Genomic DNA, 15,751 nt, shown 5'->3' on the forward strand with positions numbered 1-15,751 from the left:
GGATCAGGCCGAGCAGGATGTGCTCCGTCCCGATGTAGTTGTGGTTGAGCATGCGCGCTTCTTCTTGCGCGAGCACCACGACTCGTCGGGCCCGGTCGGTGAACCGTTCGAACATCTGGGTTGTCTCCTCGCTATCGAGATGCCTCGATGCTATCTGCGCCTCCCGACAGACCGTGCGTGATGGGACGCACCGCCGGGCACGTCCCGCCGTGCGGCGCGGGACTTGACGGTGTCAACGCCACCGACGTGCGTGGTGTTCCGTGCTCGGCGGCTGGTGTGTTCGCCCTCAGCGGACGGGATCGGTGCCGTGGGCGACCTGGCCGTATGCCGGACGCCCGGCCTCACGGCTGGGGAGCCGCGACCAGGCGCGCCAGCCCCACACCGCGAGGCCGACCATGAGCAGGCTCTGCACCGCGCCGGGGGCGGCCTGGGAGGCGATGGCGGAGGTGGTGTAGCCCCCGCCGTCGGTGATGCGCGTGGCGGCGACCGCCAGCACGACGACCAGCACCAGCTGCGCGGCGCCGGCGGCTCCGAGCAGCGCGAAGCCCGCCCGCCAGCGCTCGGCGAGGGCGGCCAGCCCGACGAGGGTGGCCGTGGAGGTGAGGGTCGTGCAGACGACGGCCAGGAACATGCCCGGCCCCGCATCGAGGGTGACCGTCTCGACGAGGCCGGGCATCACGACGAGGACGACCAGGGCGACGACCGCGACCGCGACCAGACGCGTGCGGGTCCGTCGGTCGGGCGTCTCGGGCAGGACACCCCGTCCGGACGCCGTCCGGGCGTCGGCGCCCCACTGGCGCGTCCCGTGCACGGCGATGGCGCCCAGCCCGAGGGTGAGGAGCGCGAGCGGCAGGGTGTGCCGCACGTCCCGGGCGAGGTCGAAGGAGGACCCGAGCCCGGCGAGGATGCGGACCAGCGCGACGACGGCGACCAGCCCGAGGGCCCACCAGCCGGACTCGCGCCGGAGCACGAGGAGCCCGACCGCGAGGAGCATCAGCACCCCGGTGAACAGGCCGGTGATCTCTGCCAGCAGCATGGACCGACCCTAGCGGGCGGTGGATCGAGCCGGGGCGCGCCGCGCCCTCAGTCGCGGATCGGGGTGGCCTGCTGGTGGCGCAGCTGCCAACCGTGCTCGGTCTGCAGCCACACCGAGGAGCGCCAGGACGCGCGGGACGACCGGTGCGCGCGGTAGGTCACGAGGACCACCCCGGGCGCCAGCAGCTCCGCCTCGAGCCGGTCGACGGTCAGCGAGCTCGTCGAGTCCTCGACCGGGGCCTGGAGCGCGGTGCGGCGGTCGTAGACCTGGCCGCTGGCGGCGTACTCCGCGTAGTAGTCGTGCAGGAGCGGCTGGACGCCGTCGACGTCCCCGCGCATGTTGGGGTCCAGGAGCTTCATCTCGAGCTCGACCACCTGCTCGAGGTCGGAAGTCTGGTCGGAGGCCTGACCGTCGGCTCGGCCGTCGGGGTGGGTCGGGACGGACATGGAACTCCTCACGGCGCGAGGGGGCGCCGGGCCGAGCGGGTCGCGCGGGCGCGACGGGGACAGGTGGAGCAGGTGCTCGCTCCCGGGAGAGCGTAGATGAAGCAGCAGGAGGCTCGCAGCCAGTCCCGGGGGCCGTCGCCCGCGCGGGCGAGCAGCGGGCTGCCCGCAGCGGCGGCGGCACGCTCCGTCGCGACGTGCCACAGGTCGTCGACCATCCCCAGCCGCTGACGGCTCGACATCTTGACGCCGGGCGCGGCGTACGAGCCGGCCACGGGCTCGGCGTGGCGCCGGTAGGACTCCTCGGCCCGCCGGAGGCGCACCGGCTGCGAGGCCACCGTCTGGTGCCCGGCCGTCGCGGAGAGGCGGACACGAGCGGGATAGCCCTGCGTCGGGTGCGGCTCGATCACCACCGCTCCCGGGGAGACGTCGAGCACCCAGGGCCCGACCGCGGCGGCGTAGGCCGCGGGGTAGGCGAGGGCGTCGAGGTACCACCCGAGGACGAACGTGGCGGCCACGTGCGGCGGCTGCCGATGGCCGTAGGCCCGCGCCCAGCCGCCGTCCACCCGCTCGCGCCACGAGTCCAGCGCGTCCAGCCCGGCCTCGGAGCCGGCCGCCACCTCGCTCGTGTCGACCCGGGGGCCGGACGACGCATCGCCCGGCCCGACCACGAGGTCGAGCCAGGCGATGCGGGACGAGACGAGGTCGCAGGCGAGCTCCAACTCACCGCCGGCCAGCGGATAGCCCATCGGTGTCAACGCTGTCGCGAGCTGTCGAGTGCTGTCGCGAGCTGTCGGATGACGCGTGTCTGCGATCAGTTCGCGGCGTCGTAGGCCTTCTGCAGCTCGGACGAGACGCGGCCGCGGTCGGAGACCTGGAAGCCGTTCTGCCGGCCCCACTCGCGCACGTCGTTGAGGTTGTTGCGGCCACCACCGGAGGACGGCTTGCGACCCGTGGTCTTGCGACCGCCGGAGCGGCGCGCGTGCCCGACCCAGGTGGCGAGGTCGTCGCGCAGCTTGCGGGCGTTGTCCTCGGACAGGTCGATCTCGTAGGTGACGCCGTCCAGGGCGAAGGTCACGGTCTCGGCCGCGGCACCGCCGTCGATGTCGTCCTCGAGAATGACCTGGATGCGCTGAGCCATGTCGGAGCTCCTTCGTCGTGGGAGGGAATAAGAAATAGATCCGCCCATAAAGATAGAGGAGATTACCGATCGCCGTCAAAAGCGACGATGAATGGCGCGCGCGCCCTAAGCCCTTCCGTCGCGGTCCTCCACGGAATTGCGCGCCGACATCTCCTGCTCCCTTTCCCACTGAGCGTGAGCAATTCGCTCTCGACGGTCACCCTCGAGGATGTTCTTCATCACGTGCCAGAAGATGAAGAGCACCCCCACGGTGGGCGCCAGCGCGATGAAGACCTTCCAGAGCATGTCCATCAGAAACCTCTCGTCGATCAGGGTGTCGTGCGGCGTCGCTCAGGCCTGCGGCTTGAGGTGCGGAAAGAGAATGGTCTCGCGGATTCCCGTGCCGGTGAGGAGCATGATGAGCCGGTCGACGCCCATGCCGGTGCCGCCCATCGGGGGTGCGCCGTACTCCAGGGCCCGCAGGAAGTCCTCGTCGAGCTCCATCGCCTCGTCGTCCCCGCGCGCGGCCAGCGCGGCCTGGGCCGTGAGCCGCTCGCGCTGCACCACGGGGTCCACCAGCTCGGAGTAGGACGGGGCGAGCTCGACGCCGCCCACGATGAGGTCCCAGGCCTCGACCAGGCCGGGCTCGGTGCGGTGGGCCCGGGCCAGCGGCCGCACCGACTCGGGGTAGTCGCACACGAACGTCGGCTGCAGGAGCGTGTGCTCGACGAGCTGCTCGAACAGCTCGAGGATGATCTCGCCCGCCCCCCAGGCGGGCTTGAGGGCGATGTCGCGGGCGGCGGCCAGGCGGCGCAGCCGCTCGGCGTTGTCCGGCGTCTCGTCGGGGAGGATCTCCTCGCCCAGCGTCTGCCCGACGCCCTCGCAGATCGGCAACCAGCGCCACTCGCCGGACACGTCGATCTCGCGGCCGCGATAGTCCCTCAGCGAGGTGCCGCGGCCGGTCGCCTCGGCGGCGTCCAGGATGATCGTGCGGGTGCGGTCGGCGGCGGTGAACTGGTCGCCATAGGCCTCGTAGAACTCGAGCTCGGTGAACTCCGGGGAGTGGGTCGAGTCGACCCCTTCGTTGCGAAAGACCTTGCCGATCTCGTAGACGCGGTCGACGCCCCCGACGACGGCGCGCTTGAGCCACAGCTCGGTGTAGGCGCGCAGATTCATATCGATGTCGAACGCATTGAGGTGGGTGGTGAACGGAGAAGCCGCACCACCGTGACTGAGGTTGAGGATCGGGGTCTCGACCTCGACGAATCCGAAACCGTCCAGGGTGCTGCGGATCGAGCGCAGCACCGTCGCGCGCAGACGCACCATGTCGCGCGCCTCCTGACGGACGATCAGGTCGGCATACCGCTGCCGGACCCGGGTCTCCTCGGACAGGTCCTTGTGCAGGGTCGGCAGGGGCCGCAGCGCCTTGGAGGCCATGACCCAGGTGGTCGCCATGACCGAGACCTCGCCGCGACGGCTGCGCACCACGTGGCCCGTGACGCTGACGTGGTCGCCGAGGTCGACGTCGGCCTTCCACGCGTCGAGCTGGTCCTGGCCGACCTCCGCGAGGCTGAGCATGACCTGCAGCCGGGTGCCCTGGCCCTCCTGGAGGGTCGCGAAGCAGAGCTTGCCGGTGTTGCGCTGGAAGACGATGCGTCCCGTCACCGAGACGACGAACTCCTCGCCGGTCGGCTCGTCGCCGGCCTCGAGGGGCTCGCCGAGGGCGGCGGCCTCGGCCAGGGAGTGGGTGCGCGGCACGGTGACGGCGTATGGCGCCATGCCCCGCTCCAGCAGCCGCTCGCGCTTGTCGCGGCGGACCCGCATCTGCTCGGGCACGTCACTCTCGGGGGCGGCGGCGTCGGGCTGGTGGGGCGGCTGCTCGGGCGCGGAACTCATGCCCCCAGCGTAGTCGCGCGGGCCTGGACTCCCTGCCTGTCGTCCTGCGCGCCGCCTTGGGTCCGGGGGCGGTCACCGGGGACACTGTCCGGGACGAAAGGACCCCCGTATGCCGTCTCGCCCCGCCACCCGTCGCCCGCGCACCGTCGTCCTCCCCCTGACTGCCGGCGTCGGCGTGCTGCTGTCCGGCTGCACGGCCCTGTCCAGCGGCTACGCGCCCCCGGTCACCGTGACGGTGACGCCGACGGTGACGGTGACCGGCGCTGCGGCGGCCCCCAAGCCCGCGGCGACGCCGACCCCCAGCGCGACGGCGACCCGCGCGGCCGGGGTGACCAGCCAGGTCCGCGGTCGCGCCTTCGACCTGGGCAAGATCACCGCGGTCGCGATGAACGGCCAGACACCGGTGCTGACCTTCGACCGCTGGACGGTGCGCGGCCGGTCCGACGGCTCGGTGGGTCGTCAGGGCGTGGACCTGACGCCGCACTCCGGCTCGTTGTACAGCAACCGCAACGCCATCTCGTTCCGCATCCCCGTCGACCCGGCGGCGACCGTCGTCCGCCTGACCTGCACCAGCGAAGGCGCCCCCGCGCAGTCGGCGCCGAGCACCGTCCAGGCGCTCTCGGAGCTGCCCGGAGACCAGGCCATCGTCAAGCTCACGCTGGACGACCAGGGCTGGGCCACCAAGGTCGAGAGCGACCCCGTCTGCGGCTGACGCGAGACGGGTTCCCACCGTCCCAGCCCTCGCCAGCCCTTGGTCTTGGCCGAAGCCCAGACCTGGGCCTAGAGCTGGTCCTCGGACGGTCCGGGCGGGTCCTCGTCGAGCCGGCACCAGGACTGGCCGACGAGGCCGGCGGCCACGAGCAGCACCCCGCAGGCCGCGACGGCGAGGGCGGCCGCGGCGTCGGAGCCGAGGCCCTGCAGCGCCAGCGCGGCGCGTCCGACGAGGGCGTGCGCGACGCTCCACCCGGCCACGACAGCCCCGGTGAGCGCGGCGGCCTGGCAGAGCACCAGCACCCGGAACCCACGGAGCCCGTCGTGCGGCCCCGAGGCCCGGCGTCCGCGCACCGTGCGGCGGACCGACCAGGCTCCGGCCAGGACCAGGGCGGCGACGAGCAGCAGCGGCAGCGTCGCGAGGTAGCCGACGGGAGGCAGCGCGCGACCGCCCTCGCTCCACCACGACAGTGCGGCGTAGCCGAGGGCGAGCACCAGGACCGCGGCCAGGGCGCAGACGCCGGCGCTCAGCCCGCGGCCGCCCCTCAGCACGACGGCTCCCCGGGGCCGCCACGGTGCTGCCGTCGACCGGTCGGCCACTCGGGCCCCGGCCGTATGCCGTCCGCCCGGTGCTCGTCCGCGAGCTCGCGCACGAGGCGGCGGCCGCCGTCAGGCAGGGTCAGCTGGGCGTCGGGGTCGACGTCGGCCCAGGGCACCAGCACGAACCCGCGCTCGTGGGCGCGGGGGTGCGGGAGAGTCAGCTCGGGGTCGTCGCTGCGGGCCTCGCCGTAGGCGATCAGGTCGAGGTCCAGGGTGCGGGCACCCCAGCGGACCTCCCGGGTGCGGCCGTGCTCGGCCTCGATGCGGTGCAGGCGCTCGAGGAGGGCTCGGGCCGAGAGGCGGCTGCGTCCCACGACGACGGCGTTGAGGTAGGCGGGCTGGTCGGGGCCGCCGACCGGGTCGGTCTCGACGAGGGCGGACCGTCCGGTGACGCGCAGGCCACGGGTGCGGGTCAGGCGGTCGACGGCGGAGGCCAGGGTGGCCGCGGGGTCCTCGAGGTTGGCGCCGAGGGCGATGACCACCGCGACGTCACGTCGGGAGGTCACCGACACGGCGACGTCGCCGAAGGGCACCGCGATGGGCGCGCTGGGCTTGTGCACCGTCACGTCGACGGACTCCAGGAGCAGGTGGTCCTCGAGCAGGCGGGCGCCGATGCGCCCCGCCAGGGTCTCGACCAGGTCGTGCGGCTCCCCCGTCACGAGCTCGTGCACGGTCGCGGCGACCTCGGCATAGCTCACGGTCGCCGCCAGGTCGTCCGTGGCGGCGGCGCGTCCGAGGTCGAGGTGCAGGACGAGGTCGACGACGAACTCCTGCCCGAGGACGCGCTCCTCGGGCAGGACGCCGTGCCTGCCCCGGGCGCGCACGCCGGTGAGCGTGATGCGGTCGGTCATGCGGGGCCTCCGGGCGGGCGTGCGGACAAGGATGACGAGGTCGAGGACGGGCCGGGGGCCGGCACGGAGGTGGGGCGCCGCGACGCGGCGTCCGCCGAGGCGGGGGCGGGCGGCATACCGGCCTGCCAGGCGGCGAGGACCCGCAGGGCGTCGGCGCTGGCGCGCACGTCGTGGACGCGGACGCCCCACACGCCGGCCTGGGCGCACAGCAGCGTGGTCGCGGCGGTCGCGGCGTCGCGCTCGAGGGGCGGGCGGGGCACGAGATCCTGTGCGAGATGGCGGGATCCGCCGAGCGAACCGCCAGCGCCGATCGGGCCGCACGGGTCGCCGGCGCTGATCGGGTCGGCAGGCTCCGCGAGCAGGGACCCCAGGAAGGCCTTGCGCGAGGTGCCGACGAGGATCGGGCGGCCGAGCACCATGAGCTCGTCGAGCCGGCGCAGCAGCGTCCAGTTGTGCTCGGCGGTCTTGGAGAAGCCGATGCCGGGGTCGAGGACGACCTGCTCGTCGCGGACGCCCGCCTCGCGGAGCTCGGCCAGCCGCTCCCCCAGCTCGTCGCGCACGTCCGTCACCACGTCCTCGTAGGCGAGGTGGTCCCGCTGCTGCATGGCCGAGCCGTAGGCCCGCCAGTGCTGCACGACCATCGTGACGCCGGTGCGGGCCACGACCTCCCGGATGGCCGGGTCGCCGAGACCACCGCTGACGTCGTTGACAATCGCCGCGCCCGCCTCGACCGCCGCCTCGGCGACCTCCGCGCGCATCGTGTCGATCGACACCGTGACGCCGTGGGCCACCAGGTCGCGCACGACGGGCACGACCCGGTCGAGCTCCTCGGTGACGAGCGGCCGCGTCGCACCCGGCCGGGTGGACTCGCCACCCACGTCGACGATCCCGGCTCCCTGCCGGGCCAGCTCGAGGCCGTGCTCCACGGCGCACCGGGCGTCCAGCCACCGCCCGCCGTCGCTGAACGAGTCGGGCGTGACGTTGAGGACGCCCATCAGCACCGGCCGGCCCGGGCCGTGCTCATGGGGCAGGTCGATCACCCGCGGCCACCGAGCGCGAGCTGCATGGCCTCGGCCCGGGTGGCCGGGTCGTGCAGCTGCCCGCGCACCGCCGAGGTGATGGTGCGGGAGCCCGGCTTGCGGACCCCCCGCATGGACATGCACAGGTGCTCGCACTCGATCACGACGATCACGCCGCCCGGCCGCAGGTGCTCGACCAGCGCGTCCGCCACCTGCGTGGTGAGACGCTCCTGCACCTGCGGGCGGCGGGCATAGACGTCGACGAGGCGCGCGAGCTTGGACAGCCCGGTGACCCGCCCGTCCTTGCCGGGGATGTAGCCGACGTGCGCGACGCCGTGGAACGGGACGAGGTGGTGCTCGCAGGTCGAGTAGACCTCGATGTCGCGCACCATGATCAGCTCGCTGTGGCCGATCTCGAAGACGGCGTCGAGGACCGAGCCCGGGTCCTGGTGCAGGCCGGCGAACATCTCGTCGTAGGCCCGCGCCACCCGCGCCGGGGTGTCGCGCAGACCGTCCCGCTCCGGGTCCTCGCCGATGGCGAGGAGGAGCTCCCTCACGGCCGCCTCGGCCCGCTCCCGGTCGATGGACATGTCAGTGCCCGGGGTCGACCCGGTCGTCGCCGGGGAGCTCGATCACCTGGGTGGGCGGGTACTCGCGCTCGGGGTCGGGGTTGTCCCCGACCTGCTGCTCGACCTGGGCCTCGACCGCCTCGACGGCGCGGGGCTCGCCGGACTGCAGCGCCATCTCCTCGGCCGGGGTCAGCACCGGAGGACGGTCGCTGACGTGCCGGTCCTCGCTGGACAGCCAGACCGGGCGCTCGGGGCGCTTGACGACGTCAGCGAAGATCACGGCCAGCTCCTCGCGGCCGAGCGTCTCCTTCTCGAGGAGCTCGAGGACCAGGCGGTCGAGCACGTCGCGGTTCTCGCCGAGGGCGTGCCAGGCCTCGTCGTGGGCGTACTCGATGAGGCGGCGGACCTCCTCGTCGACGATGCCCGCGACCTTCTCGGAGTAGTCGCGCTGGTGACCGTAGTCGCGGCCGAGGAAGACCTCGCCCTGCTCCTGGCCGAGCTTGATCGCGCCGACCCGCTCGGACATGCCGAACTGCGTGACCATCTTGCGGGCCATGCTCGTGGCCTTCTCGATGTCGTTGGAGGCACCCGTGGTGGGGTCGTGGAAGATCATCTCCTCCGCGACGCGACCGCCCAGGGCGTAGGCCAGCTGGTCGAGGATCTCGTTGCGGGTCGTGGAGTACTTGTCGTCGTTGGGCAGGACCATCGTGTAGCCGAGGGCCCGGCCGCGCGGCAGGATCGTGATCTTGCTGACCGGGTCGGTGTGCCGCATCGACGCCGCCACGAGCGCGTGACCGCCCTCGTGGTAGGCCGTGATCTTCTTCTCCTTGGCCGACATGATGCGGGTGCGCTTCTGCGGGCCGGCGATCACGCGGTCGATCGCCTCGTCGACGATGGCGTTGGTGATCTGCAGGAGGTTGGAGCGGGCCGTCAGCAGCGCCGCCTCGTTGAGCACGTTCGCGAGGTCGGCGCCCGTCATACCAGGGGTGCGGCGGGCCACGGCCATCAGGTCGACGTCGTCGGCCAGCGGCTTGGACTTGGCGTGCACCTGCAGGATGTGGTGGCGGCCGAGCATGTCCGGGGCCTCGACGGCGATCTGCCGGTCGAAGCGGCCCGGGCGCAGCAGCGCCGGGTCGAGGATATCGGGGCGGTTGGTCGCCGCGATGAGGATGACATTGGTCTTGACGTCGAAGCCGTCCATCTCGACGAGCAGCTGGTTGAGCGTCTGCTCGCGCTCGTCGTGGCCGCCGCCGAGCCCCGCGCCGCGGTGGCGACCCACGGCGTCGATCTCGTCGACGAAGATGATGGCCGGCGCGCTGGCCTTGGCCTGCTCGAACAGGTCACGCACGCGGGAGGCACCGACGCCGACGAACATCTCGACGAAGTCCGAGCCGGAGATCGAGAAGAACGGGACGCCCGCCTCGCCCGCGACGGCGCGGGCCAGCAGGGTCTTGCCCGTGCCGGGCTGGCCGTAGAGCAGGACGCCCTTGGGGATCTTGGCCCCGACGGCCGCGAACTTCTCGGGCTCGACCAGGAACTCCTTGATCTCCTCGAGCTCCTCGACCGCCTCGTCCGCGCCGGCGACGTCGTTGAAGGTCACCTGCGGCATGTCCTTGGTGGCCAGCTTGGCCTTGGACTTGCCGAACTGCATGACCTTGGAGCCGCCGCCCTGCATCGAGCTCATGATGAACCACGCGAAGGCGCCGAAGAGCAGCAGGGGCAGCAGGTAGCCGAGCAGCGCCAGGAACGGCGAGTCCGTCGGCGGCTCCTCGTCGTAGCCCGCCGAGGGCTTGTGCGCGTCGAGGAGCTTGACCAGCTCGGGGCCGCGCGGCTCGATGTAGTGGGCCCGGACGTGCTTGGCGTCCTTGACCTTGCCGCCGGTGTACTCGCTGCCGTCCTTGAGGGTCAGGTCGATGCGGTTGCCGTCGACCAGCTTGGCCGACTCCACCTTGTCCTGCTGGATCAGCTGGACCGCGGCCGACGTGTCGACCTCGCGGAAGTCGGACTGCTGCCCGACCGACAACCAGGCTGCCAGCAGCAGGCTGACGACGACCGCCCACATCCAGGGGCTTCGTGCGATGCGCTTCGCGTTCATGTACGTGCGGGGTGCGACCCCGTCCCTTCCTGATCAAGCGGTTCGGCCAAGGCCGAGGAGTTGAGAGACCGTTGCCGGCACCGAGGGGGACAACGAGCGAGCGGGCTGACGTGTTCCGGCCGGTCCGAGCGCCTGCGAGGGCCTGCGGTGGGCCCGGCGCGCGGCATACGGTCGGCGCCGGCGCCCGTCAGCTGTAGACGTGCGGGGCCAGCAGCCCGATCTCGCGCAGGTTGCGGTACTGCTGGTCGTAGTCGAGGCCGTAGCCGACGACGAACTCGTCGGGGATGTCGAAGCCGACGTAGCGGACGTCGATCGGGACCTTGACCACGTCGGGCTTGCGCAGCAGCGTCATGATCTCCAGCGACGCCGGCTTGCGGGACTCCAGGTTGGAGCGGGTCCACGACAGGGTGAGCCCCGAGTCGATGATGTCCTCGACGATGAGGACGTGCCGGTCGGTGATGTCGGTGTCGAGGTCCTTGAGGATCCGCACGACGCCGGAGCTCTTGGTGCCCGAGCCGTAGGACGAGATGGCCATCCAGTCCATCTCGACGCTGCCCGGCAGGTGACGCATGAGGTCGGCCATGACCATCACGGCGCCCTTGAGGACCCCGACGAGCAGGACGTCCTTGCCCTGGTAGTCCCGCCAGATCTCCGCGGCGATCTCGGCCAGCCGCTCCTGGATCTGCTCCTCGGTGTAGAGCACCTCGGCGAGGTCGTCGCCCATGTCGCTCGCTTGCACTGCGTCTCCTCGGTCCGGCTCGGTGCGCGTGGTGTGTCCGTCTGGTCGTCCTCGCGGCCCTGACGACGTTCATTCAACCCGATCGAGGGGCCCGATCACGATCCGACCGGCCCGGCCAGGGGTCCTGGTCGCGGCCAGGTGCCCCGGCAAGGACACCGGGCCCTGCCCCCGCCAGTGTGTCAGGAGCCGGTCCGTCGCGAGGACGTGCGCGGCCGTGAGCGCACCGGAGGGCGCTCCCGCAGCGAGCGCGGCCAGGCGCAGCACACGGGTGCGGACGGCCGCCGGCAGGGTCGCGAGGTCGTGGGCCGGCAGGCCCGTGAGGGCGGGAGGGGGTTGCGGATGGCCGGGGTCCGTCGCGGACTCCACATGCGCAGGCGGCTCGGGTCGGTCGAGGGTCGTGGGCGGCGCGGTGTGCTCGGGGTGCTCGGCCAGCCAGTCCGCGGCCAGGGCGTCCAGCGCGTCGGCGTCGGCCCGCAGCCGGTCGGCCGACCGGGCCAGAGCGGCTCGTATGCCGGGGCCCAGCGCCTCCTCCAGCACCGTCATCGCGCCGCGGGCCCGCACACGGGCGTAGGCCGGGTCGGTGTTGTGCGGGTCGTGCCAGGGCTCGAGGTGGTCGTGCGCGCAGACGGCCGCCGTGTCCGCGCGGGTCACCGCGAGGAAGGGGCGGGCGAGCAGGCCACGGCGCGCCGGCATACCGGCGAGGGAGCGGGCCCCGGACCCGCGGGCGAGCCCGAGGAGCACCTGCTCCGCCTGGTCGTCGCGGGTGTGCGCGAGCAGCACGGCCACCGCGCCGAGGCGCTCGGCCTCGGCGCGCAGCGCGGTGTGGCGGGCGTCGCGCGCCGCGTCCTCGGGCCCGCCGGGGTGGCGCGGGTCGACCGTGACGCGGCGGACCACGACGGGGTCCAGACCCAGCCCGCGACACTGGTCGGCGGCGCGGGCCGCCACGTCGGCGGACCCTGCCTGCAGCCCGTGGTCGACGACGACGGCGCCCGCGGGACGGCCGGTCTTGTCGACCTCGAACGCCACCACGCTCGCCAGCGCCAGGGAGTCGGTCCCGCCGCTGCACCCCACGAGCACCGGCCCGTCGGGGAGCTCGTCCAGCAGCCGCCGCGCCGCGAGACGGCAGGCGGCGACGGAGGCGGGCGGGGACGACATACGGCTGCGTGGAAAGCTCAGTGGGGGGCTCGGTGGTGGGCTCGGTGGTGGGCTCAGCCGTGGACGCGGGCGAGCCACAGGCGGTGGTCGCCGATCTCGGCCGGGGACGGCAGCGTCTCGGGCGACTCCCACACGGCGTTGAAGCCGTCCATGCCGACCTCGTCGACGACGCCGTGGACGAAGACGGCGCCGTCGGAGTACTGCCGCATCTTGGCCTCGAGGCCGAGCAGCCGCCGGATGATCCGGTCGAGCGAGGAACGACCGCCGCGACGCTCGTCGAACCGCGCACGGATGACGTCGACGGTGGGGATGACGGCCGGGCCCACGTCGTCCATGATCACGTCGGCGTGCCCCTCGAGCAGGCTCATGATGGCCGTCAGGCGGGCGATCTCCTCACGCTGCTGGGGCGTCGTGACCAGGTCGGACAGCCCGTTGCCGCCCTCGCGCACCGCGTCGGGCAGGTTGCGCACGACCACCGACAGGCGCGAGGCCAGCTGGTCGGGGTCGGGCACCAGGTCGACGCTCAGCGCCCGCGTGCGCTCGAGCATGTGCTCGCGCAGCCACGGCACGGCGGTGAACTGCACCCGGTGGGTCTCCTCGTGCAGGCACACCCACTGGCGGAAGTCGGCCGGGTCGAGGTCGAGCTCGCGCTCCACCTCGACGACGTTGGGGGCCACGAGCAGCAGCTGGGGGGTGCCGCCGGGGGCCAGGTCGTACTGCCCGAGGACCTTGCTCGCGAGGAAGGCCATCAGCGCGCCGGTCTCGCCGCCCGTCACCTTGCCGCCGACGGCCGCGGCGGCGGGACCGACCGGGCTGGTGCGCGAGGCGAGGAGCTTGTCCTGGACGGGGGCGATCATCCCGCGCATCGAGCGGACGTTGGCGTCGATCCATCCGCCACGATCCACCACGCGGGCGGGCTCGGCGCTGGCGGGGGCGTGCATGCGGGCGGTGTCGGCGACGTGCTGGGCCGAGCGCACGGCGGCGTCGCGCAGGGCACGCACCGCCTCGGCGGCCTCGGCCGGCGTCACCTGGGGGCCGCGCGGCACGAGGCGGCGGCCGGTGGCGGCGGCGAAGTCCCAGTCGACGAGCTCGGTGGTGTCGGGACGCTGGTCGTGCCTGGTGTCCTGGCTCATGACGTGGTCAACCTCTCGGGGTCGCGATCCGTTCCCGTCGGAGGACGAGCCGGTATGCCGGACCGCCCGCCTCGGCGCCCGCCGTCCCGGCTCGGCGCCCCCGTCTCGTGCGGCGTCCCCCGCCTCGCGTGGCGTCCCCCGTCTCGCGTCGCCGCGCCCGTCTCGTGTGGCGTCCTCCGTCTCACGTCGCCGCGCCCGTCTCGTGCTGCAACCCGAGACGGGCGCGGAGGGCCGAGACGGAGGACGGCAGCGCAGACGGGGAGCGCGCGGTCACCGGCACCCACAGCTCGCCAGGCGTGCGACCAGCGCATCGAGCGCCGCGCGCGCCCCCTCGGTGCCGGACGAGGAGGGGATGCCGTCGGCCAGCACGGCGAAGGCGAGCAGCCGGCCGTCCGCGTCCACGACCGTGCCGCCGAGCGAGCTGATGCCGGTGAGCGTGCCGGTCTTGGCCCGCACGAGGCCGGCACCTGACGCCGCCGGCCCCGAGACGTAGCGCCCCGCCAGCGTGCCGGACAGCCCGGCCACCGGCAGGTCCTCGACCACGCGGGCCATGCCCGGGTCACGCCCCGAGGTGCCGGCCACGATCACGTCCCCCACGAGGCGGGCGGGCACCTCCGTGCCCTTGGACAAGCCGCTGGTGTCGACCAGGCGGACGCCGGTCACGTCGTGCCCGCGGCGCGCGAGCTCGGCCTGCACCCACCGCGCCACCTCGGCGAACCCGCCACCCGCGCCGGCTCGCACCGCCGCCTGACGGGCCAGCGACTCGGTGACGGCGTTGTCGCTGCGGGCCAGCGCGACGGCCATCACGTCCGCGACGGGCGCCGACGACACGGCCGCCAGCGGGCGGCTGCCGCCGGGGGCCGCGGCGCGGACCAGGTCACCGCGCACGCTGATGCCGGTCCGGCCCAGCTCGGAGCGAAGGACCTCGGCCACCTCGCCCGCGGGGTCGGCCGGACCAGGGCCACCGGGAGCCACGAGGCCGTCCGCGAGGCCGAGCATCGCCACCTTGCCGACGATCGCCTCCGGGTAGTACGCGCGGTCCCAGGTCGGCGCGTAGTCCTCCCCGTCGGCATAGGTCGTGTCGAGGCCCAGCGTGACGGTCGTGCGTCCGGCCGAGCGCAGCGCCGCCGCGGTCTGCGCCGCGAGCGTCCCCACCCCGGCGTGCCCCTCGACCTCGCCGGGGCGCGACGGGCCGCGCGCCAGCATCATGTCGCCGCCCGCGCGCAGCACCACCCGCCCGTCCGGCGCGAGGACGGTCGTCGTCCGCAGCCGGGTCTCCGGGCCGAGGGAGGGCACGACGGCGGCCGCCGTCAGGAGCTTGGTCGTCGAGGCGGGGGTGCGCGGCTGGTCGGCGGCCACGTCGAGCAGGTGCGCGCCCGTCATACCGTCCCGGACCGTCAGTCCGACGGACCGTCCCAGCCGGGGGTCCGCGAGCGCCGGGGCGAGCGCCGAGCGCAGCGCCGCGGCGGCAGGCTGCGGCGCGCCCGACGAGGCCGCGGACCTGGCCACCGGGGGGATGGGAGTCGGCACGACCACGCGGGACGCCTGGCTGCCGTCGGTCGCCGTCGTCGAGGGGACGCCGGGGGCAGGTGACGCCAGGGGCGAGGGGTCGCGGTCGATCGTGAGGATGCCGGGGACCTTGTCGTGCGCGTCCAGGACGCCATATGTGGCAACGGCCACACCGAGCGTGGCGACGCACGCGATTACGGTCATCCGACGCACGGCCGCCCCCTGACTGTGGGTAGGTTGGTGGCCAACGATTCGATCGACCGTTTCGCAGCCTAGGCCAGGGCGCCGGGCTGCACCGATAGCCACGCAAAGGGGCCACCAGTGGAGCTGGACGTCACCATCGAGATCCCGTCGGGTCACCGCAACAAGTACGAGGTCGACCACGAGTCCGGCCGGATCCGCCTGGACCGCATGCTGTTCACGTCCACCCGCTACCCCGCCGACTACGGCTACGTCGAGGACAGCCTCGGCGAGGACGGCGACCCGCTCGACGCGCTGGTGCTGCTCGACGAGCCGACCTTCCCCGGCTGCCTGGTCCGGGCCCGCCCCATCGGCCTGTTCCACATGCGCGACGAGGCCGGCGGCGACGACAAGCTGCTGTGCATCCCGGCCGGCGACCCGCGCCAGGAGCACATCACCGAGCTCGACCACATCTCCGACTTCGACCGCCTGGAGATCCAGCACTTCTTCGAGACCTACAAGGACCTCGAGCCCGGCAAGTCCGTCGAGGGCGCCTTCTGGGCCGGTCGCGAGCGCGCCGAGGAGATCGTCGTCGAGGCCATCCAGCGCGCCAAGGACAACAACGTCACGACCCTGCGCTGGCCCGCCCCGCACCAGTCGCACTGACGGCTCGTCCGGCCCACTCGGTCAGACCC

18 protein-coding genes are annotated in these 15,751 nt (G+C 73.4%); 2 read left to right on the plus strand and 16 right to left on the minus strand.

The window, feature by feature from the left end:
* The 7 genes from K313_RS24915 to lysS form a co-directional block, all read right to left on the minus strand.
* Positions 1 to 115 (minus strand): Clp protease N-terminal domain-containing protein (locus tag K313_RS24915; protein WP_018793523.1); only part of this gene is annotated, 115 nt, incomplete at its 3' end.
* A gap of 171 nt (positions 116 to 286) precedes the next feature.
* Positions 287 to 1,036 (minus strand): nicotinamide mononucleotide transporter, encoded by a 750-nt coding sequence (locus K313_RS0116300; RefSeq protein ID WP_029212515.1) that lies wholly within the window; start codon positions 1,034 to 1,036, stop codon positions 287 to 289.
* A gap of 47 nt (positions 1,037 to 1,083) precedes the next feature.
* Positions 1,084 to 1,482 carry a nuclear transport factor 2 family protein gene (locus K313_RS0116305; protein ID WP_019286491.1) on the minus strand — a complete coding sequence of 133 codons (399 nt, stop codon included), beginning with the start codon at positions 1,480 to 1,482 and terminating at the stop codon, positions 1,084 to 1,086.
* 8 nt (positions 1,483 to 1,490) lie between these two features.
* On the minus strand, positions 1,491 to 2,228 hold the full coding sequence (locus K313_RS0116310; RefSeq protein ID WP_029212516.1) for a (2Fe-2S)-binding protein: 738 nt from the start codon (positions 2,226 to 2,228) through the stop codon (positions 1,491 to 1,493).
* Positions 2,229 to 2,293: 65 nt separating this feature from the next.
* Complete coding sequence (locus K313_RS0116315) at positions 2,294 to 2,620, minus strand: histone-like nucleoid-structuring protein Lsr2 (RefSeq protein WP_019286492.1); 327 nt, start codon at positions 2,618 to 2,620, stop codon at positions 2,294 to 2,296.
* A gap of 105 nt (positions 2,621 to 2,725) precedes the next feature.
* Positions 2,726 to 2,911: a hypothetical protein gene (locus tag K313_RS0116320; RefSeq protein WP_029212517.1), complete on the minus strand. Its 186-nt coding sequence runs from the start codon at positions 2,909 to 2,911 to the stop codon at positions 2,726 to 2,728.
* A 39-nt stretch (positions 2,912 to 2,950) separates the two neighbouring features.
* Complete coding sequence (gene lysS, locus K313_RS0116325; protein WP_029212518.1) at positions 2,951 to 4,495, minus strand: lysine--tRNA ligase; 1,545 nt, start codon at positions 4,493 to 4,495, stop codon at positions 2,951 to 2,953.
* A gap of 109 nt (positions 4,496 to 4,604) precedes the next feature.
* Here lysS and K313_RS0116330 point away from each other — a divergent pair, with 109 nt between their 5' ends.
* Complete coding sequence (locus K313_RS0116330) at positions 4,605 to 5,207, plus strand: hypothetical protein (RefSeq protein WP_019286495.1); 603 nt, start codon at positions 4,605 to 4,607, stop codon at positions 5,205 to 5,207.
* 68 nt (positions 5,208 to 5,275) lie between these two features.
* Here K313_RS0116330 and K313_RS0116335 read toward each other — a convergent pair whose 3' ends face one another.
* The 9 genes from K313_RS0116335 to dacB all read right to left on the minus strand — a co-directional run bounded on the left by K313_RS0116335 (position 5,276) and on the right by dacB (position 15,080).
* Positions 5,276 to 5,758: a DUF3180 domain-containing protein gene (locus K313_RS0116335; protein WP_169516857.1), complete on the minus strand. Its 483-nt coding sequence runs from the start codon at positions 5,756 to 5,758 to the stop codon at positions 5,276 to 5,278.
* Positions 5,752 to 6,657: a 2-amino-4-hydroxy-6-hydroxymethyldihydropteridine diphosphokinase gene (gene folK / locus K313_RS0116340; RefSeq protein WP_029212520.1), complete on the minus strand. Its 906-nt coding sequence runs from the start codon at positions 6,655 to 6,657 to the stop codon at positions 5,752 to 5,754. The genes K313_RS0116335 and folK overlap by 7 nt, the downstream gene beginning before the upstream one ends.
* A complete protein-coding gene (gene folP / locus K313_RS0116345) occupies positions 6,654 to 7,697 on the minus strand; it encodes a dihydropteroate synthase (protein ID WP_029212521.1) in 1,044 nt (347 codons plus the stop codon). Before folP ends, folK begins: the two co-directional genes overlap by 4 nt.
* Positions 7,694 to 8,266 carry a GTP cyclohydrolase I FolE gene (gene folE / locus K313_RS0116350; protein ID WP_019286500.1) on the minus strand — a complete coding sequence of 191 codons (573 nt, stop codon included), beginning with the start codon at positions 8,264 to 8,266 and terminating at the stop codon, positions 7,694 to 7,696. The genes folP and folE overlap by 4 nt, the downstream gene beginning before the upstream one ends.
* 1 nt (position 8,267) lies before the next feature.
* Complete coding sequence (gene ftsH, locus K313_RS0116355) at positions 8,268 to 10,340, minus strand: ATP-dependent zinc metalloprotease FtsH (protein WP_029212522.1); 2,073 nt, start codon at positions 10,338 to 10,340, stop codon at positions 8,268 to 8,270.
* A 187-nt stretch (positions 10,341 to 10,527) separates the two neighbouring features.
* Positions 10,528 to 11,079 carry a hypoxanthine phosphoribosyltransferase gene (gene hpt, locus K313_RS0116360; protein ID WP_029212523.1) on the minus strand — a complete coding sequence of 184 codons (552 nt, stop codon included), beginning with the start codon at positions 11,077 to 11,079 and terminating at the stop codon, positions 10,528 to 10,530.
* A gap of 69 nt (positions 11,080 to 11,148) precedes the next feature.
* Positions 11,149 to 12,234 carry a tRNA lysidine(34) synthetase TilS gene (gene tilS / locus K313_RS0116365; RefSeq protein WP_029212524.1) on the minus strand — a complete coding sequence of 362 codons (1,086 nt, stop codon included), beginning with the start codon at positions 12,232 to 12,234 and terminating at the stop codon, positions 11,149 to 11,151.
* Positions 12,235 to 12,287: 53 nt separating this feature from the next.
* Entirely contained in the window at positions 12,288 to 13,367 is a 1,080-nt protein-coding gene (locus tag K313_RS0116370; protein ID WP_029212525.1) for a zinc-dependent metalloprotease, read from the minus strand.
* Positions 13,368 to 13,637: 270 nt separating this feature from the next.
* Positions 13,638 to 15,080 (minus strand): D-alanyl-D-alanine carboxypeptidase/D-alanyl-D-alanine endopeptidase, encoded by a 1,443-nt coding sequence (dacB, locus tag K313_RS0116375; RefSeq protein WP_156911433.1) that lies wholly within the window; start codon positions 15,078 to 15,080, stop codon positions 13,638 to 13,640.
* A gap of 117 nt (positions 15,081 to 15,197) precedes the next feature.
* Between dacB and K313_RS0116380 the strand changes: the two genes are divergently transcribed.
* Positions 15,198 to 15,722, plus strand: a complete 525-nt coding sequence (locus K313_RS0116380) for an inorganic diphosphatase (RefSeq protein WP_019286505.1) — start codon at positions 15,198 to 15,200, stop codon at positions 15,720 to 15,722.
* Positions 15,723 to 15,751: the final 29 nt, after the last annotated feature.

The organism is Arsenicicoccus bolidensis DSM 15745 (genome assembly GCF_000426385.1).
GTDB classification, from domain to species: domain Bacteria; phylum Actinomycetota; class Actinomycetes; order Actinomycetales; family Dermatophilaceae; genus Arsenicicoccus; species Arsenicicoccus bolidensis.